Source organism: Phaeovulum vinaykumarii (genome assembly GCF_900156695.1).
Lineage (GTDB): Bacteria > Pseudomonadota > Alphaproteobacteria > Rhodobacterales > Rhodobacteraceae > Bieblia_A > Bieblia_A vinaykumarii.
In genome coordinates, this window is the sequence record NZ_FTOM01000001.1 from 350,880 (window position 1) to 376,713 (window position 25,834).

Here is a 25,834-nt window from a genome sequence, read left to right on the forward strand (position 1 = left end):
CGCCCGCCCCGACCTGCGCGCCTCAGTCCGAGACGGAGCTGGGCACGACAGAAGGGGGCGCCGCGGGTGCCAGCGTGCGCAGGCAGGGCGCGCCAAAGGCCGCCGCCGCGGCCAGCCCGATCTCGGAATCCTCGAAGATCAGGCATTGCGCGGGGCGCACCCCCAGCCGCGCCGCGGCCAGATGATAGGCCTCGGGGTCGGGCTTGTGGCGGGTGACATCATTGCCCGACACCACCAAATCGAACAGATCGGCCAGCCCGTGATGGCCGAGGATCCGCTCGATATTGGCGCGCGAGGCGGTCGAGACCAGCGCCACCTTGCCCGCGCCATCGGCCCGGAAATGCCCGATCAGCCGGATCAGCGCCGCATTGGGCACGGTCAGCCCCATATAGGCGCCATAAAGGGCCGCCTTGCGCGCCGCGACATCGGGGGCGCGGGCGGCCTTGGCGCCCAGAAGCGCGGGCAGGAACTGGCGCCAGTTGCGCCCCGCGGCCACCGCGTCGAAATCCGCGCGCGCGACCTGCACCCCCTCTTCGGCCAGCGCCTGGGCATAGGCCGCGTGATTGGCCGCGGCGGTCTCGACCAGCGTGCCGTCAAGATCGACCAGAAGCGCCTGAAGGGGGCTCAGTTCGTGTCCCATCGTTCCAGATATTCATCAAGGATCATCATCGTGCAGGCGAAAAAGCCCAGCCCGCGCAGCCGGTCCTGCCGGATCTTGTAGGTGGTCAGGCGCAGGTAATTGACGATCTCGTGGAAATAAAGCTCGCGCAGGGTCTCGGGGCCGTGGCGGGTGGTGAATTCCTCCACCAGCGTGTCATGCAGGCGCGAATAGGCATGCGAGCGCGTGGCATGCACCCGGATCGCCCCCGCCCCGTCCAGCGTGCAATCCAGCCCGCGGTTGAGCGTCTCATAGCCCAGATGCAGCGATTGCATCAGCTTGGCCCAGTCGATCAGGGGCGTGTTGAAGATGTTGTCGGGATTGGGGTCGATGACATAGAGGCCCGCGTCCTCCTGCGGGGCGATGATGATGTTCTCGATCGTCAGATCGCCATGGATCACGGCGGTGCGGCGCGAGCGGATCTGGGCGCGCAGCCAGCCCCGGTCGGTCAGCGTCTCGAACCGCGCCAGATCGAACCTCCGGCCGTTGATCTCGAGGCTCTCGCCGCGGATCTCGGTGCGGACAAAGGCCAGGATCGTCTGCGCATTGGCCCGGGCCTTGGCGTCCAGATAGGCCTCGATCACGCGATCCTCGGCCGGCGGGCCGGGATGGGCGGCGTGGAAGGCCTCGATCCCGTCGATCACCTGGCGCAGGAGCGCGGCGGAATGGGCGTGGTCGCGGGTGTGGATCACGTCGAAGAAGTCGTTGGCTGGCACGACAAAGGGCATGTCATAGCATTGGACATCGCCCGACTGGCGCGCACCGGCCACGCGCACCAGCGGCAGCGGCCCGCCTTCATGCGCGCGCAGCCAATCGGCCTGGGCGCGCAGCTTCTCGCCCGCGGGGCCGATGGCGAACTTGCGGATGGCCAGGCGTTCGTCCACCTCGACCAGCGCGGTGATCGCATCCGAACCGCCGTTGAAGAACCGGTGCATGACGCAATCGCCCAGCGCCTCGCGCCAGAAGCGGGTGGCCAGCGGATCGGCGCCGCGGAAGAGGTCGCTCAGGAAGCGGTTATAGACATCGGGCGTCATGAAGCGGTCGCGGCCGGCGGGGCCGATCTCGCCGGTGCGCCCGGCATGGCGGATCACCTCCAGAAGCCGCCGCGCCCCGCGCCGGTCCAGAAGCAGGCCGATCGCCTGGATCACGGCCAGCGGGCCGGCGGTATAGATGACATAGTTCATTGCCAGCCACAGGCCCCGCCCCTCGAGGCCGCCGCCGCCAAAGCTGTCGATCTGCGATCCCATCGGATCGCTGAGGATCGCCACCGTGGCATTGACCGAGCCCAGCCCGATCGCCGCGGCAAAGAGGTTGTAGGACAGGATATAGGCCGCCCACATCACCGCGCTCATGGCCAGATAGGGCAGCCGCAGCACCACCCGGCTGGCGATCAGTTCGGAGAACACCCAGAAGAGATCGGCCAGGCCAAGGCTGATGCGGGTGTTGAACAGCCCCGCCAGCGACCACAAAAGCCGCCGCACCCGCATCACCCGCGGGATCGCCAGCGCCAGCGCCACGCCCGCCGCGGCCAGCCCGATCAGCGCCGCCGGCCCCCCCCATCCTGGCGCGCCGGCGCCCCCCAGAAGGGCGATGGCCGCAAAGATCGCCGCCACCGCGACCAGATCGGTGATGCGTTCGACGACCACGGTCGCGCCGACCAGCGCCAGCCGGTGGCCCGAACGTTGGCTGACCACGGCAATGCGCAGCAATTCGCCCAGGCGCAGCGGCACGAAGGTGTTGACCAGATAGCCCGCCGACAGCCCCAGCAGATAGCTGAACCGCGGCACCAGGCTGCCGTCGGGAAACAGCAGCGACCAGCGCGCCGCACGCAAGGCATGGGCACAGACCAGCACCAGCGAGGCCAGCGCCAGAAGCGTCAGATCGGTGACCGCGGGGGGGACGACAGCGGGATCGCTCATGCGGGCGGCGCCTTTCGCGGCGCGGGGCCGAAATCGGCGGCAAAGCGCACCGGATCAAGGCGCGCGCATTCCTCGGGCGTGCCAAAGGAGACATGGCGCCGGGCCTCGATCCGCCCGATCCGCGCGCCTTCGGCCAGCATCTGGTTATAAAGCCCCGACATGAACAATTCCGGATAGGAGCAGCTTGCGCGATAGGCGGCGTATCGGCCCCGCATCTCGTCGGGGCTGGCAAACCAGTAGCAGCCGGCGATGGCGTGCGGGCTGACCACCTGTTTTTCGACCGTGCCGCAGACCGCGCCTTGCGCATCAAGGCGCATGTAGGAATAGGCCGGGTCTTGCGAGGCAAAGCCCAGAAGCGCGCCCGCGATCCGGCCTGCGCGCATCTCCTCGACCGCCCGCCCCATGTGGGGCGCGCGAAAGGCGTGGTCGCAATCGTTGATCGCCAGGGGCGCGCGGCTGCGCAGGGCCTTCACGCCCAGCATCGCGGTTTCGGCCGCGCCCGCCGTCACCTCGGGCAGGGCCACGATCCGCGCCTGCGGGTAATGGAAAAGGATCGCCCGGTCGATCCCATGATCGCGGCAATGCTCGGCCAGGACGACAAAGACCATCTCCTCGACCGGGACCGCGCGGCGCAGACTTTCGCAGGCCCACCAGAAGAAGGGCGCGCCAGCGAGCTCGATCAGCGGCTTGGGGCGGGTCTCACCCGCCCTGGCAAAGCGCGAGCCGCGCCCCGCCATCGGCATGACCAGAGAGACCCCGCCGCTCATGCGCCCGCCCCCTTCCCTGCCCCGTGTCCTGCCCCCTGTCCTGCCGCCGGCGTGATGTCGTGGAGCACGTCGAAGACATAGCCGTCAGGCACCTCTGCGCGGTGATCGGCGCGCCGGAAATGGCCCCGCCGGGCGACGTGATCGAACAGGATCCGCAGCGTGCCCCAGGCCTGCGAGACAAGACGCACGTTCGAGATCTGGTCATCCTCGCGCCAGGTGATGGGGAAATAGATGAAGTCCCGGCGCTGGTCGATCAGACCCAGGAGCAGGAAGATGTTGAAGCGCAGATCGTCGGCCGCGCGGGTCAGGTCCATGTCGGCAAAGACCGGCCGGGCAAAGATGTTGAGCCCCGAGCCCAGGTCGCGCACGCGCCGCCCCGCCCCCAGCGAGAAGAGCGCGTTCATCCCCAGATTGCCCAGGATGCGGACGCGCGAATAGCCCTGAAGCCGCGCGCCGGGCGCAAAGCGCGCGCCAAGACATGCGTCATGGCGGCGGTGTCGGCCCGCCGCAAGAACCGGGATCAGATCGGCGATGGCGCCCTGATCGTCGCCGTGCAGCACCGCGACATGGCTGAAGCCGTGGGCTGCGGCATACGCAAAGGCCGCCTTGTGCGAGCCGCCCAGGTTGACGTTGGTGCGATTGCGCGCAATGCGCACCCGCGGCACGCAGGCGTCGGGGGCGGCGGCGCGCGCGGCGGCAAGCGTGCCGTCGCGGCTGCCGTTGTCCAGAACCAGGATCTCGGCAAACCAGCGCCCCTGCTCGGGCGTGAACTGCGCCAGCACCCGCCCGATCTGGGGGGCGCAATTGTAGCAGGGAACGAAGACCAGGATCTTGTCGGACGACGCCGTCTCGGGTGGGGCGCTCTCGGGCGGGATCTGGTCGGGTTGGGGCATGTCGGTCATCGGACGCCTTTCAGGGGCCATTGGGCCATGATGCGGGCGACAAGGAAATTCAGCAGCAATTGCGGCGGGGTTATGACCACCTTGGCCAATGCCGCCAGGGCTCCGGGCGACAGATCGACGCCCAGCCCGCCCGCCGCCGCGCCCAGCGCTGCCATCACCGGCCCGATGGCCAGCGAGGCCGCGGTGATGACCCCGGCCGTATAGAGCAGATAGGCCAGAAGGCGCCACGCCAGCCCGCCATGTTCTGCGGCAAAGACCAGATGGCGCGAGAGCACGAAGACCCCCGCCGCAGCCGTGGCCGAGCTGACGAAATTGGCCGCAACCGGCGCCACCCCCGCCCGCACGAGAACGATCAGCAAGGTGAAATCGACCAGCCAGCCCGCGCCCGACAGCCCGCCGAAGCGCAGGAAGCTGCGCAGGAACGTGCGCGCACCCGTCATTCGCCCATCTCCCCCGCGGCGGGGCGGCGGATCGGCGCATAATGGGCGCGCAGATCGTCATGGCCAAAGCCCTGCGGCGCCAGAAGGCGGGCGCGCGCGGCGATGTCGTCCAGCTCGGCCGGGCGGAGCGGGATCGCGTGGAACAGGTTGACCTGGCGCGACCAGATCGCGCGCTCGGGCCGGGTCGAGGGCGGCGGGTCAAAGGGATTGCCCAGAAGGTTCGCCCGGCTGGGCGCAAGATCGACCCGCTGGCGCCGCGTCTCGGGATGCGTGGCGACCACCCCGGCAAAGATCCCCGAGGGCGGCGCGCCATTCGGCATCCGGTCGGGACGGCCCATCATGGTCAGGAAGAGACGGTCGGCCGCGCGCAGATCCGGGCAGGTCAGCGCCATGTTCACGAAGAAGGCCGCGGTTTCCTCGCCCCCCAGCGGCAGGCGGCGATACTGGTTCTCGCTCAGGATCACGGCGACACGGGCCGCGCCCTTCTCGAAGACCAGAACGCCCGAGCGCGCACAATCGGGCAGCGCCTGCGCCGTGGGGCGCATCCGATAGCCCGCCTCGAGAAGCGCCAGCCGCAGATAGGCAACATCGTCGAAATGCGACACCAGAACCGTGCTGGAGGGCACGCCCGCAAGGCCGTCCACGAAATCCTGCGCGCCGGCAAGGGCCCGGTTCTGCGCGCCCTGCCAGCGATACCACAGAAGCGGCATCCACAGCCGCCCCGTATGCACGCTGCGCGGCCCGTCCATCAGCCGATAGCCGTCGCGGATCGTGCCGGTGCCAAGGGGCGGCAGCACCGCCAGAAGCGCCAGCACCGCCAGAAGCCCGCCCCAGATCGCGCGCGGTGCCCCGCGCTCGGCCAGCCGCGCGGCCACGAAGACCAGCGCCCGAGCGACATGGAGCGCCGCGACCGCGATCATCAGCGGGTAGAAATGGCGCACCTGCCCCGAATGCGAGGCCGCAAACCCCAGGGTCGCTGCCAGCGGATAGAGGATGAAGGTCAGCCGGAAGGGCCAGCCGGTCTCGCGCCAGAAGAGCGTGGCGCCCATCGCCGCGAAAATGCAGCCCGGCAACCCCAGGAAGGCCAGGATCAGATAGGGCTGAAGCGCGCGCTTGGCCTCGGGGGCGGGAAAGTCGAGCGCGGACCCGACCCGCACCGCGTCGAGCGGCGTGACCCCGGTCCACAGGAAGAAGAGCCCCAGCACCGCCAGAAGCCCCGCCGCCGACACCCCCGCCCGCAGCGCGATCGCGCCGGGGCGTTCCAGCGTGATCCAGGCCATCCCGGCCAGAAGCGGCAGCACCAGCACCGCATCGGTGCGGCAGAGGATGGCATAGCCCAGAAGCGCCCCGGCCAGCGCATAGGCCGCAGGCCCGCGCGCCCAGGCCACCAGCGCCACCGCCCCCGTCGCCAGCGCCGCCGAGAAGAGGTTGTCGTTGAAGAAGAACGCGGTCTCGAGCGCGCCGGGGATCAAGAGGACCGCCAGAACGGCCGTGGTCCAGCCGGCCGAGGTGAAGCGCCGCACGATGGCAAGCGACGCCGCCACCACCCCGATCAGCGCCGCAAGCATCACCGCGTGAAAGAGCGCGCCCCCCGACGCCCCGGTCAGCCGCCCGAGCACATGAAAAAGCGCGATCAGCCCGATCCGGGTGTCGTGGATATATTCACCCACAAGCGTCAGATCGGGAAAGAGCCGCGCGGGTGCATCGGGGCCGAACTGCATCGCCAGCGACAGGATATTGGCGGTGTAGCCCTCGAGCTGCGAGACAAACAGGATCGGGCTGACCAGCCAGAGGCCACAGAGCACAAGGACGATCCGGCCAAGATCACGGGGGGTCATCGGGGGGCTCCGCCTTCTGCGCCTGTGCACGCGATCCGAGGGCGCGCGCGCACCCGTCCCTCTGTAGAGCGCCCGCCCCCCGCCGAGGTCAAGCCCGGCAGGGCCGAAATGCCCCGACCGTCGCGCCAGGCCCACAACCCGCGGGCGTGGTGTCTGCCGTGGGCGTCAATCGGCCGATTTCACCGCGCTCAGGAATTGCTGCGTGCGCTCCTTCTGCGGGTTCGAGAACAGATCCGCGGGCGCGCCCTCTTCCTCGATCCGGCCGTCGTAGAAGAAACACACCCGGTCCGAGATATCGGCGGCAAAGCCCATCTGGTGGGTCACCATCATGATCGTCAGCCGGTATTTCTGCACCAGTTTCCTGATGACCTCGGTCACCTCGCCGATCACCTCGGGGTCGAGCGCCGAGGTCACCTCGTCCAGAAGCAGCACCTTGGGGCGCATCGCCAGCGCCCGCGCGATCGCCACGCGCTGCTGCTGACCGCCCGACAGCCGCGCGGGATGTTCGTCGCGCTTGTCGATCATGCCGACCATTTCCAGCAGATCCTCGGCGCGTTCGCGCGCGGCCTGTTTCGACAGGCCCAGCACCTGCACCGGCCCTTCCATGCAATTGCCCAGCGCCGTCATGTGCGGAAACAGGTTGAAATGCTGAAAGCACATGCCGATCTGTTCGCGCCCGGCGCGCAGATGGCGGGAATTGGCGGGCACCAGCTTGCCGCCGCGCTCCATGTGGCTGAGCGGGGCGCCGTCGACATAGATCACGCCACCCTGAATGCGTTCGAGCATCAGCATCCGCAGCACCGTGGTCTTGCCCGAGCCCGACGGGCCGATGATCGACACCATCTCGCCTTCGGCCACGTCAAGGTTCAGCCCGTCCAGAACCACCAGATCGCCATAGCGCTTGGTGACATTGCGAAACGACACCATCGGCCGGTCGGGGCCCTCAAGCCGCAGCGGATAGCGCGACAGGTCATGCAGGTCTTTCATCGGATCATCCCCAGTTTGCGCCGCACCCAGGTTTCAAACAGCCGCACCAGCGCCGCCGCCGGCAGCGAGATCATCAGGAAGATCACGCCCACCATCGTGATCGGTTCCAGGAAGCGGTAATGTTCGGAGCCGATGGCATTGGCGGTGTGCATCAATTCGGCCACCCCGATCACCGACAGCATCGGCGTGTCCTTGAAGATGCCGACAAGATAATTGCCCATCCCCGCCAGCGCGGGCGGCAGCGCCTGGGGAATGATGATGCGCGTATAGGTGTCGCGGGTCGACAGGCTGAGCGCGGTGCAGGCCTCCCACTGGCCCTTGGGCACGGCCTCGATGCCGCCGCGATAGACCTCGGACAGATAGGCCGCGTAATGCAGCCCGATGGCGATCATCCCCGCCGTCCACGGGCTGAGCCGAAGGCCGAATTGCGGGCCGACATAGAAGACGAAGAAGATTTGCAGCACCAGGGGCGTCGAGCGGATGAACTCCACCCCCTCGCGCACCACCGCCGTCAGCAGCCGGACCGGCGTGCGCTGCGCCAGCGCCAGGACAAGACCCAGCACCAACGCGATGGCATAGCCCGCCCCCGCCGCCATCAGCGTGTTGAGCGTGGCCCCCAGAAGCCGCGGCAGGATCTCGAAGGCGAAATCCCATTTCCAGTCGAACATCTCACGCCCTCCCGATGCGGCGCGCCATCACCCGTTCGAGCCAGCGCATGAACGGCGTCACCAGCGCGCGGGCGAACAGGTAATAGAGGATCAGCGCAGTGCCGAAGGCCTGGGCCGACAGGAAGGTCGAGCCGTTGATCTGCTTGGCCTCGAACATCAGATCCGCGACCGAGATCAGCGACACAAGCGCCGTGCCCTTGAGCAGCTCGATCAACAGGTTCCCCCAGGGCGGCAGCATGTTGACCAGCGCCTGGGGCAGGATGATGCGCCACATCCGCTTCGCGGGCGACATCGACAGCGCATAGGCGGCCTCCCATTGACCGCGCGGCACCGACTGGATGCCGCCGCGCACCAGTTCCGCCCCATAGGCGCCAAGGTTCATCCCCACGGCCACGAAACCGGCGGTGAACTTCTCCAGCGTGATCCCGAAAAGCGGCAGCACGAAGAAGATCCAGTAGAGCTGGACCAGAAGCGAGGTGCCGCGGAAGATCTCGATATAGACCACGGCGGGAATGCGGATCAGCGCGTTGGGGGCAAGCTTCATCAGCCCGGCCACCAGCGCGATGAGGATCGCCAGCGCGCTGGCACAGACGAACTGCGCGGCGGTCATCAGCGTGCCGTCGATCAGGCGCGGACCATAGTCGCGCAGGAATTCAAGATAGGACATGCGGGTTTGCCGCTCCGATCAGGGCCAGGGAACCGCCCCCGCCGGCATGCGGCAGGGGCGGCCCCGGAACAGGGGTCCGCTCAGCGGTTGGCGCAGACCCATTCGGTGGTCCGGTCGTCGGGCAGCGCGCCTTCGCCATAGCCATAGGGCGCCACGGCTTCCATCATCGCCTCCGAGCCCAGATATTCCGTCTGCGCGGCGTTGAAGGCGGCCAGGAAGTCGGCGTCCTCCTCGCGGAAGCCGATGCCGACCCAGTTCGCGCCGTCCTCGGGCTGCTTGGTCACATCCGAGATATCGACCGCGCCGCCGGCCTCGTTGACCAGGTTCTGCGCGGTGAAATAGGTCACGGCGCCCGCATCGGCGCGCCCGGCCTTGACCGCGGCCAGGATCTCGGTCGGGCCGGGAACCTCCATGATGTGATCGTCGGGGACGCCCGCGGCCTTGGCGACCTTGATCGCGTTATAGCCCGCGCCGGTCACGACGATCGCGCCCGTGGCGGCGATGTCCTCCATGTTGTGCAGGCCCTTGGGGTTGCCCGGCGCCACGATCAGCGCGTCGTTGACCTTGGCCATGGGTTCCGAGAAGGCGACGTTCTCGCAGCGCTCCTTGAGGATATACATGCCGCCGGTGATGATATCGAACCGCCCCGCCTTGAGGCCGGGGATCAGCCCGCCCCATTCGGTGACCACGGGTTCGATCCGGTCATGGCCCATCTCGTGCAGCACGCCCGTGACATAGGCGTTCACGAAGCCCAGGGGCTCCTTGTCCTCGCCCGGATAGGCCCAGGGCACCTCATTGGCAAAGCCGATGCGGACCGGCTTGCCGGCCTCGATGCGGTCCATCAGCGGGCCCGCGGCGGCGGCAACCGCCCCCAGAGCCAGCGCCGCGGCGCTCCCCATCAGCGTTTTCAGGAATTTCGTTGTCATGCGTCATCTCCCGGTTTCTAGTCCGTTGTGACGAAAGCCTCCGACCTCCGACAATGCGGGCGCATCCAAACATCGCCCCCCCGGAGGGTCAACCGCAGCGGGTCACGTTTCCGTGAATTTTCATGCAAAAACAATGATTTATATGAAAATTCGCGCATGCCGGAAGACGCGGACGCGGGTCGCCCCCCGTCCGGGTCCATCGCCGGTCGACCGCCGTCCCGCGCGAAGGGATCGGTGCCCGGCGGAAAAGACAGGCGCGCCAAGGCCGCGGGCCCGGTGACAGGCCCGTGCCTGCGCGCCTGTGGGCGCGCACGGCGTCGCGGGTGCGCAAGTTCGGGGGGCCTTTCGGCACCGCAAGACGCATCCGTCGCTTCATTCTGTTTTCGACCGCCACCTCGTCGGGCCTCCATGCGCCCGAAGATCCGCCCCAAGGCGGAAAGGTCATGCCGGCGCGGCTTGCGCACCGGCGGCGCGGGCACCGCAGCCCCCGCAAGGCAGTCACAGGCCCGCCGGAGCAGGCCCCCACCGCAGTGGGTGATCCAAACATGCGGGCAATCGGCGCGGCATTCAACCCCGCAAGGGGGAATTCCGCAACGAAAGGGGGCAGCCTCCCGCCGCGCGGCGCCGGCGGAGATCAGACCGCGGCGGCCACCGACACGGCGGCGAAATGCAGCCCCGCCGCCACCGCCACGAACAGATGCCACAGCGCATTGTGGAAATGCAGGCTGTGCCAGCGATAGAAGAAGACCCCCGCGACATAGGTCAGCCCGCCCAGACCGACCAGGATCAGGCTGGGCGACGGCAGCGCATGCATTGCCGGCCCGATCGCGGCCAGCCCCACCGCCCCCAGCGCGATATAGGCCAGGATCGACAGCCGGTCGAACTTGCCCGGCAGGGCGATCTTGACCGCAGCCCCCAGCGCCGCGCCGCTCCAGACGATGGCCAGCAGCACCAGCACCCAGACCCGGCTTTCGAAATGCACGACCAGCGCGGTATAGGTGCCCGCGATCATCACGAAGATCGAGGAATGATCGAAGCGCCGCACCACCCATTTCAGCGGCGAGGGCGGGATCATGTTATAGGCCAGCGAAAAGCCGAACATCAGGAAATAGCCCGCCGCATAGATCACCAGCGCGACGAAGAGATCGGTTTCCTGACGCCACAGCACCTGCGCCAGCAGGATCGAGAAGGCCAGAAGCCCCGCGATCAGCGCCACGGCATGCACGATGCCGTCGGCCAGAAGCTCGGGCGCGGTGAAGGGGCGCTTCTTGAGGCGGGGATGGTCTGCCGGAAGGCTCATCGGGGCGTCCTGTCTTTCGGGGTCGGCGGAGTCTGAAGAAGAATCGCACCGCATCAAAGCAGGACGCTGCGTCACCTGCCCCACAATCCACATGAAAGGGCCCGCCCCACCCCCCGCATGGCGCGGGGCTCTTGACAGGCGGGGCACTTGGCGCGCACCAAGGTCACGCGACAGGGGCGTCCGGGCGACCGGGCTGAGAAGCACCCTTTGAACCTGAACCAGATCATGCTGGCGTAGGGAGTCCGCGGCGGGCGCAGGCCGGACCGGATCGGGGAAGATCCGGGGGCGGTGTCTCTCCTTCGGTCTTTCCGCGCGGCCGGAGGACATGGATGGAAGACACCCGACACGACCCAGCCGGGCCCTATCTTGCGCAGATGCGCGCGCAGGCGCCGCTGGTGCACAACATCACCAATTTCGTGGCCATGAACACCATGGCCAATGTGCTGCTGGCGGCGGGCGCCTCGCCGGCGATGGTGCATGCCCGCGAGGAAGTCGCCGAATTCGCGGCCCTGGCCCAGGCGCTGACGGTCAATGTCGGCACGATCGACCCGATCTGGGCCGAGGCGATGGAACAGGCCGCACAGGCGATCCGGGCGGCCGGGCGGCCCTGGGTGCTGGACCCCGTGGGCGTGGGGGCCACGCGCTTTCGCCGCGCGGTCTGCGACCGGCTGTTGCGCCTGCGGCCCGACGTCATCCGCGGGAATGCCTCCGAGATCCTGGCGCTGGCCGGCGGCGGGGCGACGGGCCGCGGGGCCGACAGCGCCGACCCGGTCGAGGCCGCGCTGGAGGCCGCGCGCGATCTGGCGCGGCGGACCGGCGGGGTCGTGGCGGTCTCGGGGCCGGTGGATCACGTCACCGACGGCACGCAGGTCTTTCGCGTCGCCAACGGCCATCCGCTGATGACGCGCGTCACCGCCTTGGGATGCGCACTGAACGGGGTGATCGCGGCCTTCGTGGCGGATGATCGGCCCGCCCTGCCCGCCACCCTGGCCGCGCTGGCCTACTATGGCGCCGCAGGCGAGCACGCCGCACGGCACGCCAGCGGCCCCGGCGGGTTCCAGATCGCCTTTCTGGATGCGCTTCATGCCATGACGCCGGACCAGCTGTCCGCCGCCGCACGGATCAGCGCCGCATGATGGGGCCTGTCTATGTGATCACCGATCCCGGCGCCCCGCGCCCGGTCCCCGACCAGGCACGCGCGGCGCTGCGCGGCGGCGCCCGTTGCGTGCAGATCCGCGACAAGCACGCCTCGGACGCCGATCTTGCCGCGCTGGTGACGCGGCTTTTGCCCGAGGTGAGCGCCCACGGCGCCCGGCTGATCGTGAATGACCGCGTCGAGGTGGCGCTGGCCACCGGCGCGCATGGGCTGCATGTCGGTCAGGGCGACGGCGATCCCGCCGCGATCCGCGCCCGACTGCCTGCCGGCATGATCCTGGGGCTGTCGATCGAAACCCTGGCCCAGGCCCGGCGCATCCCGCCGGGGGTCGACTACATCGGCGCAGGTCCGATCCGCGCCACCACGACCAAACCGGACCATGCCGCGCCGATCGGGCTGGCCGGTCTGGCGCGGATCGTGGCCGCCGCGGGCCTGCCCACCTATGCCATCGGCGGGCTGGGCCCGGAGGACGCCGCCGCGATCCGCGCCACCGGCGCCATCGGCATGGCCGTGGTCAGCGCGGTGACCCGCGCACCTGACATGGAAGCCGCCACCCGCAGACTTGTTGCCCACTGGAGCCCCCAATGATCCCCAATATCCTGTCCATCGCCGGGTCCGACCCCTCGGGCGGCGCCGGTATCCAGGCCGATATCAAGGCCATTTCCGCCACCGGCGGCTATGCGATGGCCGTTCTGGCCGCGCTGACGGCGCAGAACACCCAAGGCGTGCAGGGCGTTCACGCGGTGCCGCCCGATTTCGTGGCCGCCCAGATTGCCGCCCTGCGCGCCGATATCCGCATTGATGCCGTCAAGATCGGGATGCTGGGCAGCGCCGAGGTGATCGCCGCGGTGGCCGGCGCGCTCGAGGGGCTGGCGGCGCCGGTCGTGCTCGATCCGGTCATGGTCGCCAAGAGCGGGGACCGCCTGCTGGAAGCCCGCGCCGTGGCCGCGCTGCGCGCGCTGCTGCCCCGGGCCACCGTCATCACCCCGAACCTGCCCGAGGCCGCCGATCTGCTGGGCCGGCCCGAAGCCACCGACACCGCCGCGATGGAGGCGCAGGCCCGCGCGCTTCTGGACCTGGGGCCGGGGGCGGTGATGCTCAAGGGCGGGCATCTGCCGGCCTCCGATTGCGCCGATCTGCTGGCCGATCGGCAAGGGCTGCACTGGCTGTCCGGCCCGCGCATCCAGACGACCCGGACACATGGCACGGGCTGCACGCTGTCCTCGGCGCTGGCCACGTTCCTCGGGCACGGTCTGCCCCTTCCCGAGGCGGCACGGCGCGCCAAGCTCTACATCGCCGGCGCGATCGCCGCGGCCGGCGCGCTCGAGGTCGGGCAGGGCCACGGCCCGACCCACCATTTCCACGCCCGCGCCCCGGTCGAGCCCGACCGCCCCTGATCCAGCCGCCCCCTGCCCCCCCTTCCCAGGATCCCCACACGCGCCAGATCCAGAAGAAACAGGAGCGCGGAGCCCCCAAAGGCCACTCCGCGCCCCTGGGTGGGGGCGACCCCCCTCCCGCCGTGGCGCCCGTAGTGCTTGACGTGGTTTCGATCCGCGCCCCTGGGTGGGGGCGACCATCCCGGCCAGACCATACCGCGAGCGGATCGAGGTTTCGATCCGCGCCCCTGGGTGGGGGCGACGGGGCCCGGTGGGCGAAGACGGACGGCCGATTAAAGTTTCGATCCGCGCCCCTGGGTGGGGGCGACATGCGCCAGCCTGATCGTCCCCCCGTCGAGACCTATGTTTCGATCCGCGCCCCTGGGTGGGGGCGACCGGCCCTCCTTGTCAATGTTGGCGTGGATCACGTCGTTTCGATCCGCGCCCCTGGGTGGGGGCGACGATCTACCCCCGTGTAGGTGGTGGCACTCGGGATCGTTTCGATCCGCGCCCCTGGGTGGGGGCGACGTCGGTGGAATCACCCTGCAGTTGACGGGATCGTATGTTTCGATCCGCGCCCCTGGGTGGGGGCGACGGTGCGCGAGATCTCCAGCGCCTCGGGCAGATCGTTTCGATCCGCGCCCCTGGGTGGGGGCGACGCGGGCCTGGTCCTGAAGGCTCGACCACATCGAGGCGTTTCGATCCGCGCCCCTGGGTGGGGGCGACAGGGCGTGCCCATCCGAGCGCAGCCAACGCGACAAGTTTCGATCCGCGCCCCTGGGTGGGGGCGACATCTGCTTGACGCGCAACGGCAGCGAGCTGCGCGAGTTTCGATCCGCGCCCCTGGGTGGGGGCGACAGGCTCATTTCTTGGCCGCCATGCTCCAGACGTTGTTTCGATCCGCGCCCCTGGGTGGGGGCGACCACGCGGCTGACCGAGCGCGTCGGCCGCTTTGCGCTGTTTCGATCCGCGCCCCTGGGTGGGGGCGACGGATCAGATCGCACGCGGCGCAGTCTCTGACCGGCGTTTCGATCCGCGCCCCTGGGTGGGGGCGACGGTTTCGACAGCACAGCCGCCGATCTGGTCAAGGTTTCGATCCGCGCCCCTGGGTGGGGGCGACATCTCGCGCTCAAGACGCGAGGCAGACGTGGGCTTGTTTCGATCCGCGCCCCTGGGTGGGGGCGACGCGAGCTGGCCGACGAGGTGGAGTTCGAGGAGGAGGTTTCGATCCGCGCCCCTGGGTGGGGGCGACAGCAGCTCGACGAACCGCTCCCCCGCGGACCCGCCGTTTCGATCCGCGCCCCTGGGTGGGGGCGACAATATTTCGCCCCGTGAATTTCCAGATCGGATTCGTTTCGATCCGCGCCCCTGGGTGGGGGCGACCCCGCGGTTTGCTCTGACCACGAGACATAACCAGGTGTTTCGATCCGCGCCCCTGGGTGGGGGCGACAGTCACGATTAGCATTCCTTCCCATAGGTGACGCGTTTCGATCCGCGCCCCTGGGTGGGGGCGACCCAGACGTCAGCAAGATACGGATGGGGCTGCGACGTTTCGATCCGCGCCCCTGGGTGGGGGCGACCCGCCTACAGGATTGTTATTCTCACGGCTTCCAGGCGACGTTTCGATCCGCGCCCCTGGGTGGGGGCGACCTGTAATTCGGCTTCGCCGTCGCGCCCCGCCTAACGTTTCGATCCGCGCCCCTGGGTGGGGGCGACCGGCGGCATAGGGCCGGTCGCCCAGGTGTTCGCGCTGTTTCGATCCGCGCCCCTGGGTGGGGGCGACCACCGAGCCGCTTGATGATTTCCAGCATCAACTCGGTTTCGATCCGCGCCCCTGGGTGGGGGCGACCGCAATGCAGCCGCTGCAGCACCAGCGATATCCAGTTTCGATCCGCGCCCCTGGGTGGGGGCGACCCGTATTCACGGTTGACGGTATCGTCGCGGCCTGGTTTCGATCCGCGCCCCTGGGTGGGGGCGACGTCCGGTTCGGGAAAGTCTGCCCATCGGACACGCGGTTTCGATCCGCGCCCCTGGGTGGGGGCGACTTGCGGTCCCTGGTCTTCTGCCACTCGAGCTTTTGGTTTCGATCCGCGCCCCTGGGTGGGGGCGACTGGCGCGGTGACGTATTGGCGTCCCATCGCCGCCCGGTTTCGATCCGCGCCCCTGGGTGGGGGCGACCTGCACAGCCGCATCGTTATTGCCCATATCCTCGAGTTTCGATCCGCGCCCCTGGGTGGGGGCGACGGCGGCATAGGGCCGGTCGCCCAGGTGTTCGCGCTGTTTCGATCCGCGCCCCTGGGTGGGGGCGACAACCCTCGTAGGCCGTGCCGCGACCATCGGCCCAGTTTCGATCCGCGCCCCTGGGTGGGGGCGACGGTGGTGTTGCCGATGTTGACCGCCTCACGGTTTGCGTTTCGATCCGCGCCCCTGGGTGGGGGCGACGCACGTTGAGCGTCTCGACCCCCAGGATCTGGGTGTTTCGATCCGCGCCCCTGGGTGGGGGCGACCTTCTTGAGGTCGTCGCCAGACAGGCCAAGGCGCGCGTTTCGATCCGCGCCCCTGGGTGGGGGCGACGACGGCAGGCCGGAATAGACCTTCCGGTCATACTTGTTTCGATCCGCGCCCCTGGGTGGGGGCGACGTGCCGAGACCGAGGTGTTCGAGACGCTCTGCGGGCTGTTTCGATCCGCGCCCCTGGGTGGGGGCGACACGGCGGGCGGGGATCATGCGCCGCCCCCCACCGGTTTCGATCCGCGCCCCTGGGTGGGGGCGACGAGTGCCGGGCCTCCGGGTCGCGCAGCATCAGCATGTTTCGATCCGCGCCCCTGGGTGGGGGCGACTTCTTCCCCAGCTCGTGCAGCTCGTCGATGATGGTGTTTCGATCCGCGCCCCTGGGTGGGGGCGACCTGAGGCGCTCATGTGACCGGCTCCATCTCGTAAAGTTTCGATCCGCGCCCCTGGGTGGGGGCGACGGGCGAGAGGATCGTGGATTACGTCGCGGTGAAAACGTTTCGATCCGCGCCCCTGGGTGGGGGCGACGCTTCCACCAGCAACCGCCCGGCGTCCTGGAAGTGTTTCGATCCGCGCCCCTGGGTGGGGGCGACATAAATCGCATTTACTACCTACGGTTGCACCACGGTTTCGATCCGCGCCCCTGGGTGGGGGCGACGACCTGCCGGGCTAACTCACACATGCGGAGACGTGGTTTCGATCCGCGCCCCTGGGTGGGGGCGACCGGCGCCCTTCCATGTGAATTTCCTCGACGAGGATGTTTCGATCCGCGCCCCTGGGTGGGGGCGACCCTTCGTCGCGCGCAGGCCGCGATCACCGCGATGGTTTCGATCCGCGCCCCTGGGTGGGGGCGACAAGTTTGTGCGGTCAACATGTCTACGCCGAAGGTGTTTCGATCCGCGCCCCTGGGTGGGGGCGACGCAGCGCGATCAGCGCCACGGACCATTGATGCTGCGTTTCGATCCGCGCCCCTGGGTGGGGGCGACTGGCTCAGGCTAACCTCCTCTCTTCATTATGAAAAATAGCGCATTTCCGCGCATGGGGACGGCAGAATGCCGCGGGCGCGCCGGTTGCGCCCGGTTGTCATTTCCTGATCAACGATTTCAAGGAGTTCGCACGATGCGAACACCGGCGGGACCGCCGGCACGCTTGTGGTTCGCAGCCTAGAGGATCAGCGGCCCTCCGAGATCGAGGGCGGGCTTGGCGCCGACATGCTCGACCCGCCGTTTCCAGTTCGCCCCGAGATAATAGAACCGCAGGCTGTCATGCTCGGGGTGGATGATGTCCTCGAGGCGCGCCTTCAGCTTGACCCATTGCGCGGGCTCGACCTCGATCTCGAAGACCGAGAACTGGACGCGCTGACCGTAATCTTCGCAGGCGCGGGCGACGCGGCGCAAGCGCTTCTTGCCGCCCTCTTCCAGCGTGTTGACGTCATAGGTGACCAGAACCAGCATGCCTCAGCTCCAGAACCAGGGGGGATAGGCGTCGATGTCACCGCGCAGATGGCGCGCCAGAAGCTGCGCCTGAAGGAACGGCACCAGGCCGAAGGGCGCCTTTTCCTGAAGGAAGGGGTGGAGCCGTTCCTCGCGCTTGCGCTCCTGCCAGGCGGTCAGGACGGTGCGGCGCGCCTCGTCGCCCAGAAGCACCGCGCCCCCGTCCATGGCGCGGAAATCGCCCGCACGCAGCTGGCGGCGGTTGACCAGCGACAAGGCCAGACGGTCGGCCAGGGGGGCGCGCAATTCCTCCATGAGGTCGAGCGCAAGGCTGGGCCGGCCGGGGCGGTCGCGGTGCAGGAACCCCACCGCCGGGTCAAGCCCCACCGTCTCGCAGGCCGAGGCACACTCATGGGTGAGCAGCGTATAGAGAAAGGACAGCAGCGCATTCATCGCATCGCGCGGGGGGCGGCGGCTGCGCCCGGTCCAGCGCAATTCCGGGTCGGGGGACCGGATCAGATGGTCGAAGACCGCGAAATAGAGCTGCGCGGCCTCGCCTTCGGCGCCGCGCATCGCCGCCACATCCGTTTCCGTCAGCTGGACGCGGCGCAGGATGCGGGCCATGCGGTCCGCGGCGGCCTCGAGCGCGTCGCGGGCGGGGGGCGCCATCTCGGTGCCATGGTCGCGCAAGGCCCGGCGCAGCACGGCGCGCTGGTTCGACACCTTGCCCAGCACGATCGAGCGGACGATCTCCTCGGGGGTCTCGGCGCGGCGGTATTGTTCGCGGCGCAAGAGCACATTGCCCGAAACGGGGCCCTCGACGCGGGCCTCGAAGCGGCCCTGGCGGCTCATCAGGGCAATCGAGATGCCGCGGGTGGCGCAGGCGCCGATCAAGGCGGGGGTCAGCAGGACCGGGCCGAACACCACCAGCCCCGAGAGCATGTGCAGCGGCACGCGGGTCTTTTCGGCGCCGTCGATCTCGGCGATCAGGGTCTCGCCGTCCTTGCGCAGGGCCGCGCCTTCGGTGGTGACATAGACGGTGTTGAGCAGCTTTCTCATGGCGCCTCCAGAAGGCGCGCAAGGGTCTGGTCGCGCCAGCGCTTCACCGGACGGGCCACGCTGTCGGGGCGGCACAGATCATGCAGCGAACAGGCCCGGCAGCGCGCCTTGTGCGGCGTGGGCGGCGGCGTGACGCCCGCGCGCAGGACCGCCGCCAGATCGGCCACCGCGGCTTCGGTCAGCGCCCGCAGATCGGCATCGAAGGGCACGATGACGCGCCGTCTGGTCTGTGCGTAAAACAGCGCGCCTTCGGGCACGTCCTGGCCGGTCATCTCCTCGAGGCAGAGCGCCTGGGCGCAGAGCTGGGCCTCGTCGGCGCGGTGCAGCTTGGGCTTGCCGCGCTTGTATTCGACGGGAAAGGGGCGCGCGCCCCCGTCAGGGCCGGGCGTGAATTCGACCAGATCTGCCACGCCCGACAGGTTGAGACGCGTCGAGCCCAGAGGCAGCGACAGCACCCGCCGCACCCCCCTGCCCTTGCGCCGCCCGCCCTTGTCGGCGACCGCGTGCAACACGTCCCCTTCGGCGGTGAAGCGGTTGTCCTGCCACAGGCGTTCAAGATGGATCAGCGCCGCCTGACGCAGGCAATAGACCGCATGCTGCACCGCCGAAAGGGGGATCGGATCGCCCCCGTCCGGCGCGGCAGACATCAGAGGATCTCGCGGATCTCGACCCCTGCCGGCAGCCCCTCGCGGTCGATCTCGACGCGGTAATCGGAAAACTTGCGCGCCGGGGCCAGATTGCCCAGCCCGCGGTCGTCCAGCTCGCGGAAGGCGCCGTCGACATCGCGGCCGATGCGCACCCGGTCGAACAGAGCATGCGCCGGCGCATTGCCCAGCGGGTTTTCATGCGCAAAGACGATCAGCTTGCGCGTCGTCATCTCGCCGCGCGCGGCCGAGCGGTCATGTTCGAACATGCTGGCAAGCGCCTCGAGCAGAAGATCCAGATCGGCCTCCGAAAAGCCCGTGCGTTCGGCGAACTTGGCCGAGATGAAGCCATGCGCGACATAAAGGCCATAGGGCACGATATGCTTGCGGCCCATGGTGCGGTTGTCGGTGCGGCTGTCGCTGTCATCGGCGGCGTCGCGCTTCTTCTTCTCGGCCTCGTTGGTGGCCGCCATGCGGGTGATCGACACCTCGACCGGGAAGATCGGCTCGACCGAGCGGGCGAAGGTCATCTGGACCGGGCCCTTGACCTGGCCGCAATTGATGCCGGTCGACATGACCGCGCCGAAGGTGCGCACATCGAAGAAATTGGCGCACATCCAGGCGCGCAGCTCATCGGCCTCGGCATCGGTCTTGGGATTGAGCTTGGCATCCTTCTTCGATTTCTCGTCGCCGCGCACCGCCACATAGGCCTGACGGTGCTTTTCATTCAGGATCGCGCCTTCCTGAACGTAGATATGATGCCCCTCGACACCGGCGCGCGCCAATTCGACGTAATTGCGGATCTTGCGCTTGAGGCTGACATCGGACACCAGACCATGGTTCGTTTCCGGGTCCATCCGCGGCAGATTGCCGGCGTCAGGGTCGCCATTCGGATTGCCGTTCGTCACGTCGAAGATCAGCACGAAATCGTGGCGGCGGGAAAGCGGGGTCATTGGTCAGCCTCCGTGATGGGCGTATCGTCGGTGGACGTCTCGTCGTGCTTGCGGAAGAAATCGCTGCGCTGGTGGTAATAGCCGATGCCGAACATCGCCTGTTCCTGGGTGCTCAGCGTATTGGGAATGGGGTCGTTGGTCGGCTCCATCAGATCGACGATCCCGCCGATCAGCTTTTCAAGGTTCACCGCCCGGCCCGGACTTTGCTTGCGCAGCTTGGCAAAGTGGTTCTGCGCCCCGGCATCGAGCGTGCGAAACACCTTTTGCGGCGACGCCGAGGCCGCGCCGTAGAACTTGTCCTTGATCGTGGCATTGACATGACCGCCCAGAGCGGCGCGCTGCACCTCCTCGTAGACGGCAAAGAGGCGACCGAGAACATAGCCCTTGTTGGTAGTGCCGGGATCGAGCGCCACGGGAACCTCCTTGGCGAAATTGCGGATCAGGACGGATTTGAGAAGCGCGGCGCGCCGGGCGTTGATCTCGCCGTCGGCGCGGATGCGCATCAATACGGTCGACAGCAGCGTCATCGGATAGGGTGTGCCAGTCAGGATCGCGCGCATCCATTCGCCCGCGACCAGGGGCGGCACATTCTCGCGCTTGCCCTGCGCTGCCAATTCGACAAGGAACCGCCAGAGCGGCGGCCAACCCTCGCGCGGGGGCGGTTCAAGGCGCATGTCCTCGACATGACGCTGGTAATGGCGGGTCAGCGCGGCGAAATCATCCGCGCACCAGAAGCGCACCGACAGCCGCGCGGCATTGGGGGCCAGCCCCAGCACGAAGAACCGCACCCCGCGGGACAATTGCGGCGCGATCTCGGCCAGCGGCAGCCCCTGCCGGAGACGTTCGAGCCGGGCCTCGACCTCGCGCGCGGCCCGGGTCTCGGCGGCCCCCGCATCGAAGAAGGCGGCAAACAGGTCTTCGGCCTGCGCCGCCTCGTCCGCACCGGCCCCCTCCGCTCCGGCCTCGGCCCAGAACACCGTCGAGGCATCGCCGATCTGGATGAAATGGCCGCTGTCGCGTTCCAGAAAGCGGTTCAGGACCGTCGTATAGGCAAAGGCCGCAGCTTCGGAGACGGGCGCATTGTCGCCCTGGCTGTGGCCATAGGACGAAAAGGCATCAAGGTTGAACGACACGAGGCTTGCGCCCGAAGATTGCGCGCCCCACACGCCCTTGATCGACGGGTGCAGCCGGGCAACCGGCGCGGGCAGACCGGTGACCAGACAGCGCTGCGGATCGGCCGCCGCCTGCGCGCCCAGCTGCGCCCAGAGCGCCTGCGCCGCGGGCCGGTCATGCACGAAGAGCGCATCGCCCTCGAGCCGGAAGACCAGATTCTGGTCCAGCGCGTCGTCGGGCCAGAGCGGCGGCGCAAAGGCCTCGGGGCGCCAGTCGCGCAGGAACCGCGCCAGCGCAAGCAGCCCCGCATCCTCGGCCCCCTCCAGCGCCGCCAGATGCCGTTCCCGGAATTTCGCATGTTCCTCGGCGGTGCGCTTGCCGGTGCCGGCCGTCACCCCCAGCACATAGGAACTCTTGTCCCACAGGAAGTTGGGCGCGATGCCCGCCGTGCGCTTGACCGCCTGCGGCACCTGAAGCAGCCGCGGGCTGCGTTTCCTGTCGGGGCTGCGCAGGTCGATCACCTCGGCGGGGGCGCCATCGGGCGTCAGCACCACGCAAAAGCCGATCTTCTCGGACGAATACCCGAAGGGCGGCGCGTCGGGCAGGCGATCATAGGCGCGCACCAGCGCGGCCAGCATGCTCATCGCAGCACCTCGGCGCTGCCCGGCGCGGGCACCTCCATCACCCCGTCGACCAGGCGCGCGCGAAAGAACATCGACGGCCGGCCCGGCGCGGCATGGTCGATGTCCCACAGCATCAGCCCCAGATCGCGCGGCGTGCCGAACCCCAGATCGGCGGTCTCGGCCTGCGGATTGCGCGCCGGCAAGGGCGCATCGGGCGGCACCAGCGCGAAATCGGCGGCGAATTCGCGCGCGCCCAGACAGGGCTGGTGAAAACATTGCCCGCGGGCGGCGCGGCGGTTGAAGATATCAAGATGCTTGCCCGCGTTCTCATCGGCGCCGGCGCGGGCGGACAGGGTGAAATGCGCCTCGATCACATAGGCGGGATTGACCAGAACCGTTGCGGCGCGCTGCTGACGATCCTCGTCGACCAGAAGCTGGACCCCGGCCAGATCCCCGCGCTTCATGGCCGACTTGATCGCGCCCGCCGGGGCCTTGTGCCCCACCTCGTTGCGGCGGATCGACTGAAAGCGGATCGGTTCGAGAACATGAATGCGGTCGATCACCCAGGAAATCGCGGGCTTCCAGTGAATGGCCTCAAGGATGCCGCGCGCCGCCGAGGGCGTCATCACGTCATAGCTGACGCGTTCGACCTTCAATTCCGGCCGGGTGAACAGCGCATTGCGCCCCCGGACATGCAAACGAATTCCAAAAGCCATGGGCCACCTCGAAATTCCGGTCAGCTTACTCCTTGGGCTGCGTCGCGCAATGGGAAGATTGCTCGGGCACACTTCGGAACACTGGACGACGGTTATAGCCGATGCTCGGGTCATTCGCGCGCAGTTCCACAATCAGCCGCCGCTCCAGCGCCAGAACCTCAGCCTTGGTTGCCGTAGTGGACTCCCAGAGGATCTCTCGGGTCACAGTTATCTTTTGACGCGTCTCCCGGTTGGGAAAATCTTGCTCGATCAACTGGTCATCCGGGCTGCCAAAGTAACTGATTGAATCCGTCAAATCGCTGCCAACATAGATTTTTCCGTTTGGCCATGTAACCTTGTAGATCACCGAATAACCTGAGCGGCGGGCAGGAGTGGCCATCACAACACCTCCTGATCCGCGCTCAGATAGTCCGCCTGCTCCCACCACAGGCCGAAATCGTCGTGATAGAGGCTGTCGTCGCTCAGCACGAAGAACTGATCGCCGCGCAGGTCGCGGGCGACGAAATCGCCCTTGCCGTTGGCGCGCAGGGTCTCGCGGGCAGGGGCCGGGATCTGCACGGTGAAGGGTTGCAGCGCCCGCGCGATCGGCCCCGATCTCTCCCACGCATGGCCCAGCCGCGCCACGGCCGCTTGCGCGGCGGCATCGCGCCTCACGATCACCGGCACCATCGGGCTGTCGATCAGCCGATAGGCCTCGGCCACCGTGCGAAAGGCGAAATCGGTGCCCCGGCCGTCGAAGGCGAAGGCCCGCAAGATCCCGGCCGTATCCAGTGCCCTGGGCCCGGCGCGCCAATAGACCTCCTCGAACCAGTCGCGGATCGCCTCGGGGGCCAGCAGGGCCTCGACGCCGCGCTTGCGCGCCACCGCCTGCATCGCCCGCGCCAGCGCCGCGACATCGCCGGGCGGGGGATCGTCGGGCGCCGAAAAGACGGTCAGGGTCGCGGTCGGGACCGGCCGGCAACCTTCGCGGTTCACCCGTCCCGCCGCCTGGATGACGCTGTCAAGGCCGGCCTCGGCGCGCCAGCCGCAGGGAAAGTCCAGATCGACCCCCGCCTCGATCAGGCTGGTGGCGATCAGACGGCAGGGCTGGCCGTCCTTGAGCCGCGCCCGCACCGTTTCGATCCGCGCGCGGCGATGCGCGGGATATTGGCGCGTGCTCAGGTGCACCACCCCCTCCAGCCCCGCCTCCTGCGCGGCCCGGAACAGCGTCAGCGCGTGACGGCGGCTGTTGACGATGACAAAGCCCTGCGCGGTCTTCCCCAACGCCGCGATCAGCGCATCATCCGCCATCACGCCGCCCGACACGATGCGGGCCCGTTCCAGATCGCGCGCCAGCGCCGCGGGATCGGGTGCCAGCTCGCGCCCGGCCAGGTCCAGCCCGCCGGGCGCAAGCTGGCGGCTGTCGAAGGCGGGCTGGGTGGCGGTGCACAGCACGACCGAACAGCCGTAATGGGTGCACAGCGTGTCGATCATGGCCAAGGTGGGCAGCAGCAGCCCCCGCGGCAGGCATTGTGCCTCGTCGAGCACGATCACCGAACCGGCGATATTGTGCAGCTTGCGCGCCCGCGCGGGACGCGCCGAGAACAGGCTTTCGAACAGCTGCACATTCGTGCTCACCACCACCGGCGCCGCCCAATCCTCCATCGCCTGGCGGATCTTGTCGCGCCCCGCCACGGGGGCGCCCTCCATCTCGATGGCGCCGTGATGGGCCAGGACATGCGCCTCGCCCAGCACCTCGGCAAAGACCGCCACGGTCTGGTCGATGATCGAGGTATAGGGAATGGCGTAGATGATCCGCCGATGGCCGTGCAGCGCCGCATGATCGAGCGCAAAGCCCAGCGAGGCCAGCGTCTTGCCCCCGCCCGTGGGCACCGACAGCGTGAACGCCCCCGGCGCCATCCGGGCCCCGGCGCGCACCTGCGCCAGGATCTGCGCGCGCAGCCGGTTGACGTCGGTCGCGGCCTTGAACCCGGCCATGTGGCTGTCAAAGCGCTTTCGCAGATCGGGCAGGATCTGTTGAAGCGAGGGCCAGTCGCGGTCGCGCGCGCGGTTCTCGAGCCGGTCATAGAAGCTCTCGGTATCGCGGAAATCGGCATCGACCAGGCACGAAAAGATCATCCGCACCGCCACCGAAAGGTCAAAGCCCTGCGTCACGGCGCCGGGCCGGACATGGGCCACAAGCTCGGTGGTCGCGGGGCGGAAATCGCCGGGCAGATGGGTTTTCCATTCGGGATCGAGCGCCGCGCCCGGCTTCTCGATCCGCCGGTCGAGACAGGACGCATCAGCCTTCGTGCTCTTGTCGGGCAGCCCGGCGTGGTGGCCCAGGATCGCATGCGCCAGCGCCTCGGCCAGGGGGCGGGGACAGCCCGAACCGGGGTCGAGCAAGACCCGCCCCCCGGCCGTCGAATGATCGACGCGCCGCCCCTCGCCGCGCAGGACCGCATCGAAGGCGGGGTCGTATTTGCCCAGGTCATGCAGCCGCCCGGCAATCGCCGCCGCCTCGGCCAGCCCCAGCGGCGCGCCGCGCGCGCGGGCCAGCCGCTCGACCGCCTCCAGATGCGCGGCCAGCCCCTGCCAGTCCGAGCGATCGGCCGCCTGGCCGGAATGCGCGTAACAGCTCATGCCGTCCCCTCCCCTCTCATGCCGTCCCCTTGCCCGGCAGGGGACGGTGTTCCCCGTCCCGCGCGAAAGTGTCCCCCAAGACCGCCACCGCTGTCGAGGCCCCAGAGATCTGCGGTCCGGATCCGGCGTCGATATGGAGCGCGACACGGCAGGTTCCGCCGATCGCCTTCGCGGTTCAGGCTTCGCGCGGAGCCCTGCAAGATTGACAGCCGAACTGCGCAGCCAATCCTTACAGCTTTACTGCACAGGTTCATCTTGGCGGCATGGATGACACGCCCGACCTCTCGATCCCCGACACCCGGGCGCGCGAGCTGCGCAGCCTCTTCGGCGCCGATCGCCGGCGTCTGTGGCAACATTCCGATACCGCCGATCTGACGCCCTCGCAGATCGCGACAAATGCCGCGCCTGGCTGCGCGAGGGACGCGCGCGGCGTCCGGACTGGCTGGCAGAGCGCATCGAGATGCGTCTCGACGCCGATGGAACAGGCGCAACTGGCCGCCATCCTGCCCGCGCTGCGCCGGATCAGGGAGAGCTGACGCCCCCTTTTCCGAAACACT

The 25,834-nt window shown here is 68.6% G+C and carries 23 protein-coding genes, 1 CRISPR repeat array and 1 riboswitch; of the genes, 4 read left to right on the top strand and 19 right to left on the bottom strand.

Annotated features, from left to right (window positions below; genetic code table 11):
* Nucleotides 1–22: 22 nt before the first annotated feature.
* The 11 genes from BW949_RS01675 to trhA form a co-directional block, all read right to left on the bottom strand.
* Entirely contained in the window at nucleotides 23–640 is a 618-nt protein-coding gene (locus tag BW949_RS01675; protein ID WP_076363182.1) for an HAD family hydrolase, read from the bottom strand.
* Nucleotides 625–2,577, bottom strand: a complete 1,953-nt coding sequence (locus BW949_RS01680) for a lysylphosphatidylglycerol synthase domain-containing protein (protein WP_076363183.1) — start codon at nucleotides 2,575–2,577, stop codon at nucleotides 625–627. Before BW949_RS01680 ends, BW949_RS01675 begins: the two co-directional genes overlap by 16 nt.
* On the bottom strand, nucleotides 2,574–3,344 hold the full coding sequence (locus tag BW949_RS01685) for an NTP transferase domain-containing protein (RefSeq protein ID WP_076363184.1): 771 nt from the start codon (nucleotides 3,342–3,344) through the stop codon (nucleotides 2,574–2,576). Before BW949_RS01685 ends, BW949_RS01680 begins: the two co-directional genes overlap by 4 nt.
* On the bottom strand, nucleotides 3,341–4,246 hold the full coding sequence (locus tag BW949_RS01690) for a glycosyltransferase family 2 protein (RefSeq protein ID WP_159440031.1): 906 nt from the start codon (nucleotides 4,244–4,246) through the stop codon (nucleotides 3,341–3,343). The genes BW949_RS01685 and BW949_RS01690 overlap by 4 nt, the downstream gene beginning before the upstream one ends.
* On the bottom strand, nucleotides 4,243–4,686 hold the full coding sequence (locus BW949_RS01695; protein WP_076363185.1) for a GtrA family protein: 444 nt from the start codon (nucleotides 4,684–4,686) through the stop codon (nucleotides 4,243–4,245). Before BW949_RS01695 ends, BW949_RS01690 begins: the two co-directional genes overlap by 4 nt.
* Entirely contained in the window at nucleotides 4,683–6,524 is a 1,842-nt protein-coding gene (locus BW949_RS01700) for a hypothetical protein (protein ID WP_076363186.1), read from the bottom strand. Before BW949_RS01700 ends, BW949_RS01695 begins: the two co-directional genes overlap by 4 nt.
* A 165-nt stretch (nucleotides 6,525–6,689) precedes the next feature.
* Nucleotides 6,690–7,511 carry an ectoine/hydroxyectoine ABC transporter ATP-binding protein EhuA gene (gene ehuA / locus BW949_RS01705; RefSeq protein ID WP_179747523.1) on the bottom strand — a complete coding sequence of 274 codons (822 nt, stop codon included), beginning with the start codon at nucleotides 7,509–7,511 and terminating at the stop codon, nucleotides 6,690–6,692.
* Nucleotides 7,508–8,179, bottom strand: a complete 672-nt coding sequence (gene ehuD / locus BW949_RS01710) for an ectoine/hydroxyectoine ABC transporter permease subunit EhuD (RefSeq protein ID WP_076363187.1) — start codon at nucleotides 8,177–8,179, stop codon at nucleotides 7,508–7,510. Before ehuD ends, ehuA begins: the two co-directional genes overlap by 4 nt.
* A gap of 1 nt (nucleotide 8,180) precedes the next feature.
* Nucleotides 8,181–8,846 (bottom strand): ectoine/hydroxyectoine ABC transporter permease subunit EhuC, encoded by a 666-nt coding sequence (gene ehuC, locus BW949_RS01715; RefSeq protein ID WP_076363188.1) that lies wholly within the window; start codon nucleotides 8,844–8,846, stop codon nucleotides 8,181–8,183.
* A gap of 80 nt (nucleotides 8,847–8,926) precedes the next feature.
* A complete protein-coding gene (ehuB, locus tag BW949_RS01720; RefSeq protein WP_076363189.1) occupies nucleotides 8,927–9,772 on the bottom strand; it encodes an ectoine/hydroxyectoine ABC transporter substrate-binding protein EhuB in 846 nt (281 codons plus the stop codon).
* A gap of 634 nt (nucleotides 9,773–10,406) precedes the next feature.
* Nucleotides 10,407–11,072: a PAQR family membrane homeostasis protein TrhA gene (trhA, locus tag BW949_RS01725; protein ID WP_076363190.1), complete on the bottom strand. Its 666-nt coding sequence runs from the start codon at nucleotides 11,070–11,072 to the stop codon at nucleotides 10,407–10,409.
* A gap of 162 nt (nucleotides 11,073–11,234) precedes the next feature.
* A riboswitch (TPP riboswitch) is annotated at nucleotides 11,235–11,330 on the top strand.
* 71 nt (nucleotides 11,331–11,401) lie between these two features.
* Between trhA and thiM the strand changes: the two genes are divergently transcribed.
* Genes thiM through thiD form a run of 3 tightly spaced genes read left to right on the top strand, consistent with a single transcriptional unit; the run spans nucleotide 11,402 to nucleotide 13,625 of the window.
* Entirely contained in the window at nucleotides 11,402–12,208 is an 807-nt protein-coding gene (gene thiM, locus BW949_RS01730) for a hydroxyethylthiazole kinase (RefSeq protein ID WP_076363191.1), read from the top strand.
* Complete coding sequence (thiE, locus tag BW949_RS01735) at nucleotides 12,208–12,816, top strand: thiamine phosphate synthase (protein ID WP_097176967.1); 609 nt, start codon at nucleotides 12,208–12,210, stop codon at nucleotides 12,814–12,816. The genes thiM and thiE overlap by 1 nt, the downstream gene beginning before the upstream one ends.
* Entirely contained in the window at nucleotides 12,813–13,625 is an 813-nt protein-coding gene (thiD, locus tag BW949_RS01740; RefSeq protein ID WP_076363193.1) for a bifunctional hydroxymethylpyrimidine kinase/phosphomethylpyrimidine kinase, read from the top strand. Before thiE ends, thiD begins: the two co-directional genes overlap by 4 nt.
* Nucleotides 13,626–13,704: 79 nt before the next feature.
* A CRISPR array of direct repeats spans nucleotides 13,705–17,100; the repeat unit is 31 nt; unit sequence GTTTCGATCCGCGCCCCTGGGTGGGGGCGAC.
* Between the two features lie 177 nt (nucleotides 17,101–17,277).
* Here thiD and cas2 read toward each other — a convergent pair.
* Genes cas2 through BW949_RS01780 form a run of 8 tightly spaced genes read right to left on the bottom strand, consistent with a single transcriptional unit; the run spans nucleotide 17,278 to nucleotide 25,277 of the window.
* Entirely contained in the window at nucleotides 17,278–17,568 is a 291-nt protein-coding gene (gene cas2, locus BW949_RS01745; RefSeq protein ID WP_076363194.1) for a CRISPR-associated endonuclease Cas2, read from the bottom strand.
* A 3-nt stretch (nucleotides 17,569–17,571) separates the two neighbouring features.
* Nucleotides 17,572–18,606: a type I-C CRISPR-associated endonuclease Cas1c gene (gene cas1c / locus BW949_RS01750; protein WP_076363195.1), complete on the bottom strand. Its 1,035-nt coding sequence runs from the start codon at nucleotides 18,604–18,606 to the stop codon at nucleotides 17,572–17,574.
* On the bottom strand, nucleotides 18,603–19,253 hold the full coding sequence (gene cas4, locus BW949_RS01755) for a CRISPR-associated protein Cas4 (protein WP_076363196.1): 651 nt from the start codon (nucleotides 19,251–19,253) through the stop codon (nucleotides 18,603–18,605). Before cas4 ends, cas1c begins: the two co-directional genes overlap by 4 nt.
* The gene (cas7c, locus tag BW949_RS01760) at nucleotides 19,253–20,203 is read right to left on the bottom strand and encodes a type I-C CRISPR-associated protein Cas7/Csd2 (RefSeq protein ID WP_076363197.1); all 951 of its coding nucleotides are present in this window, start codon (nucleotides 20,201–20,203) and stop codon (nucleotides 19,253–19,255) included. Before cas7c ends, cas4 begins: the two co-directional genes overlap by 1 nt.
* A complete protein-coding gene (gene cas8c / locus BW949_RS01765; RefSeq protein ID WP_076363198.1) occupies nucleotides 20,200–21,960 on the bottom strand; it encodes a type I-C CRISPR-associated protein Cas8c/Csd1 in 1,761 nt (586 codons plus the stop codon). The genes cas7c and cas8c overlap by 4 nt, the downstream gene beginning before the upstream one ends.
* The gene (gene cas5c, locus BW949_RS01770; protein ID WP_076363199.1) at nucleotides 21,957–22,655 is read right to left on the bottom strand and encodes a type I-C CRISPR-associated protein Cas5c; all 699 of its coding nucleotides are present in this window, start codon (nucleotides 22,653–22,655) and stop codon (nucleotides 21,957–21,959) included. Before cas5c ends, cas8c begins: the two co-directional genes overlap by 4 nt.
* Before the next feature lie 25 nt (nucleotides 22,656–22,680).
* On the bottom strand, nucleotides 22,681–23,034 hold the full coding sequence (locus tag BW949_RS01775; protein ID WP_076363200.1) for a GIY-YIG nuclease family protein: 354 nt from the start codon (nucleotides 23,032–23,034) through the stop codon (nucleotides 22,681–22,683).
* Complete coding sequence (locus tag BW949_RS01780) at nucleotides 23,034–25,277, bottom strand: CRISPR-associated endonuclease Cas3'' (protein WP_076363201.1); 2,244 nt, start codon at nucleotides 25,275–25,277, stop codon at nucleotides 23,034–23,036. The genes BW949_RS01775 and BW949_RS01780 overlap by 1 nt, the downstream gene beginning before the upstream one ends.
* Before the next feature lie 263 nt (nucleotides 25,278–25,540).
* On the opposite strand from BW949_RS01780, the gene BW949_RS01785 reads away from it, so the two are divergent.
* On the top strand, nucleotides 25,541–25,813 hold the full coding sequence (locus BW949_RS01785) for a hypothetical protein (protein WP_076363202.1): 273 nt from the start codon (nucleotides 25,541–25,543) through the stop codon (nucleotides 25,811–25,813).
* Nucleotides 25,814–25,834 lie beyond the last annotated feature (21 nt).

Coding starts and splice junctions, on each gene's coding strand:
- BW949_RS01675 (WP_076363182.1), bottom strand. CDS start 640: ATGGGACACGAACTGAGCCCCCTTCAGGCGCTTCTGGTCGATCTTGAC.
- BW949_RS01680 (WP_076363183.1), bottom strand. CDS start 2,577: ATGAGCGATCCCGCTGTCGTCCCCCCCGCGGTCACCGATCTGACGCTT.
- BW949_RS01685 (WP_076363184.1), bottom strand. CDS start 3,344: ATGAGCGGCGGGGTCTCTCTGGTCATGCCGATGGCGGGGCGCGGCTCG.
- BW949_RS01690 (WP_159440031.1), bottom strand. CDS start 4,246: ATGACCGACATGCCCCAACCCGACCAGATCCCGCCCGAGAGCGCCCCA.
- BW949_RS01695 (WP_076363185.1), bottom strand. CDS start 4,686: ATGACGGGTGCGCGCACGTTCCTGCGCAGCTTCCTGCGCTTCGGCGGG.
- BW949_RS01700 (WP_076363186.1), bottom strand. CDS start 6,524: ATGACCCCCCGTGATCTTGGCCGGATCGTCCTTGTGCTCTGTGGCCTC.
- ehuA (WP_179747523.1), bottom strand. CDS start 7,511: ATGAAAGACCTGCATGACCTGTCGCGCTATCCGCTGCGGCTTGAGGGC.
- ehuD (WP_076363187.1), bottom strand. CDS start 8,179: ATGTTCGACTGGAAATGGGATTTCGCCTTCGAGATCCTGCCGCGGCTT.
- ehuC (WP_076363188.1), bottom strand. CDS start 8,846: ATGTCCTATCTTGAATTCCTGCGCGACTATGGTCCGCGCCTGATCGAC.
- ehuB (WP_076363189.1), bottom strand. CDS start 9,772: ATGACAACGAAATTCCTGAAAACGCTGATGGGGAGCGCCGCGGCGCTG.
- trhA (WP_076363190.1), bottom strand. CDS start 11,072: ATGAGCCTTCCGGCAGACCATCCCCGCCTCAAGAAGCGCCCCTTCACC.
- thiM (WP_076363191.1), top strand. CDS start 11,402: ATGGAAGACACCCGACACGACCCAGCCGGGCCCTATCTTGCGCAGATG.
- thiE (WP_097176967.1), top strand. CDS start 12,208: ATGGGGCCTGTCTATGTGATCACCGATCCCGGCGCCCCGCGCCCGGTC.
- thiD (WP_076363193.1), top strand. CDS start 12,813: ATGATCCCCAATATCCTGTCCATCGCCGGGTCCGACCCCTCGGGCGGC.
- cas2 (WP_076363194.1), bottom strand. CDS start 17,568: ATGCTGGTTCTGGTCACCTATGACGTCAACACGCTGGAAGAGGGCGGC.
- cas1c (WP_076363195.1), bottom strand. CDS start 18,606: ATGAGAAAGCTGCTCAACACCGTCTATGTCACCACCGAAGGCGCGGCC.
- cas4 (WP_076363196.1), bottom strand. CDS start 19,253: ATGTCTGCCGCGCCGGACGGGGGCGATCCGATCCCCCTTTCGGCGGTG.
- cas7c (WP_076363197.1), bottom strand. CDS start 20,203: ATGACCCCGCTTTCCCGCCGCCACGATTTCGTGCTGATCTTCGACGTG.
- cas8c (WP_076363198.1), bottom strand. CDS start 21,960: ATGAGCATGCTGGCCGCGCTGGTGCGCGCCTATGATCGCCTGCCCGAC.
- cas5c (WP_076363199.1), bottom strand. CDS start 22,655: ATGGCTTTTGGAATTCGTTTGCATGTCCGGGGGCGCAATGCGCTGTTC.
- BW949_RS01775 (WP_076363200.1), bottom strand. CDS start 23,034: ATGGCCACTCCTGCCCGCCGCTCAGGTTATTCGGTGATCTACAAGGTT.
- BW949_RS01780 (WP_076363201.1), bottom strand. CDS start 25,277: ATGAGCTGTTACGCGCATTCCGGCCAGGCGGCCGATCGCTCGGACTGG.
- BW949_RS01785 (WP_076363202.1), top strand. CDS start 25,541: ATGGATGACACGCCCGACCTCTCGATCCCCGACACCCGGGCGCGCGAG.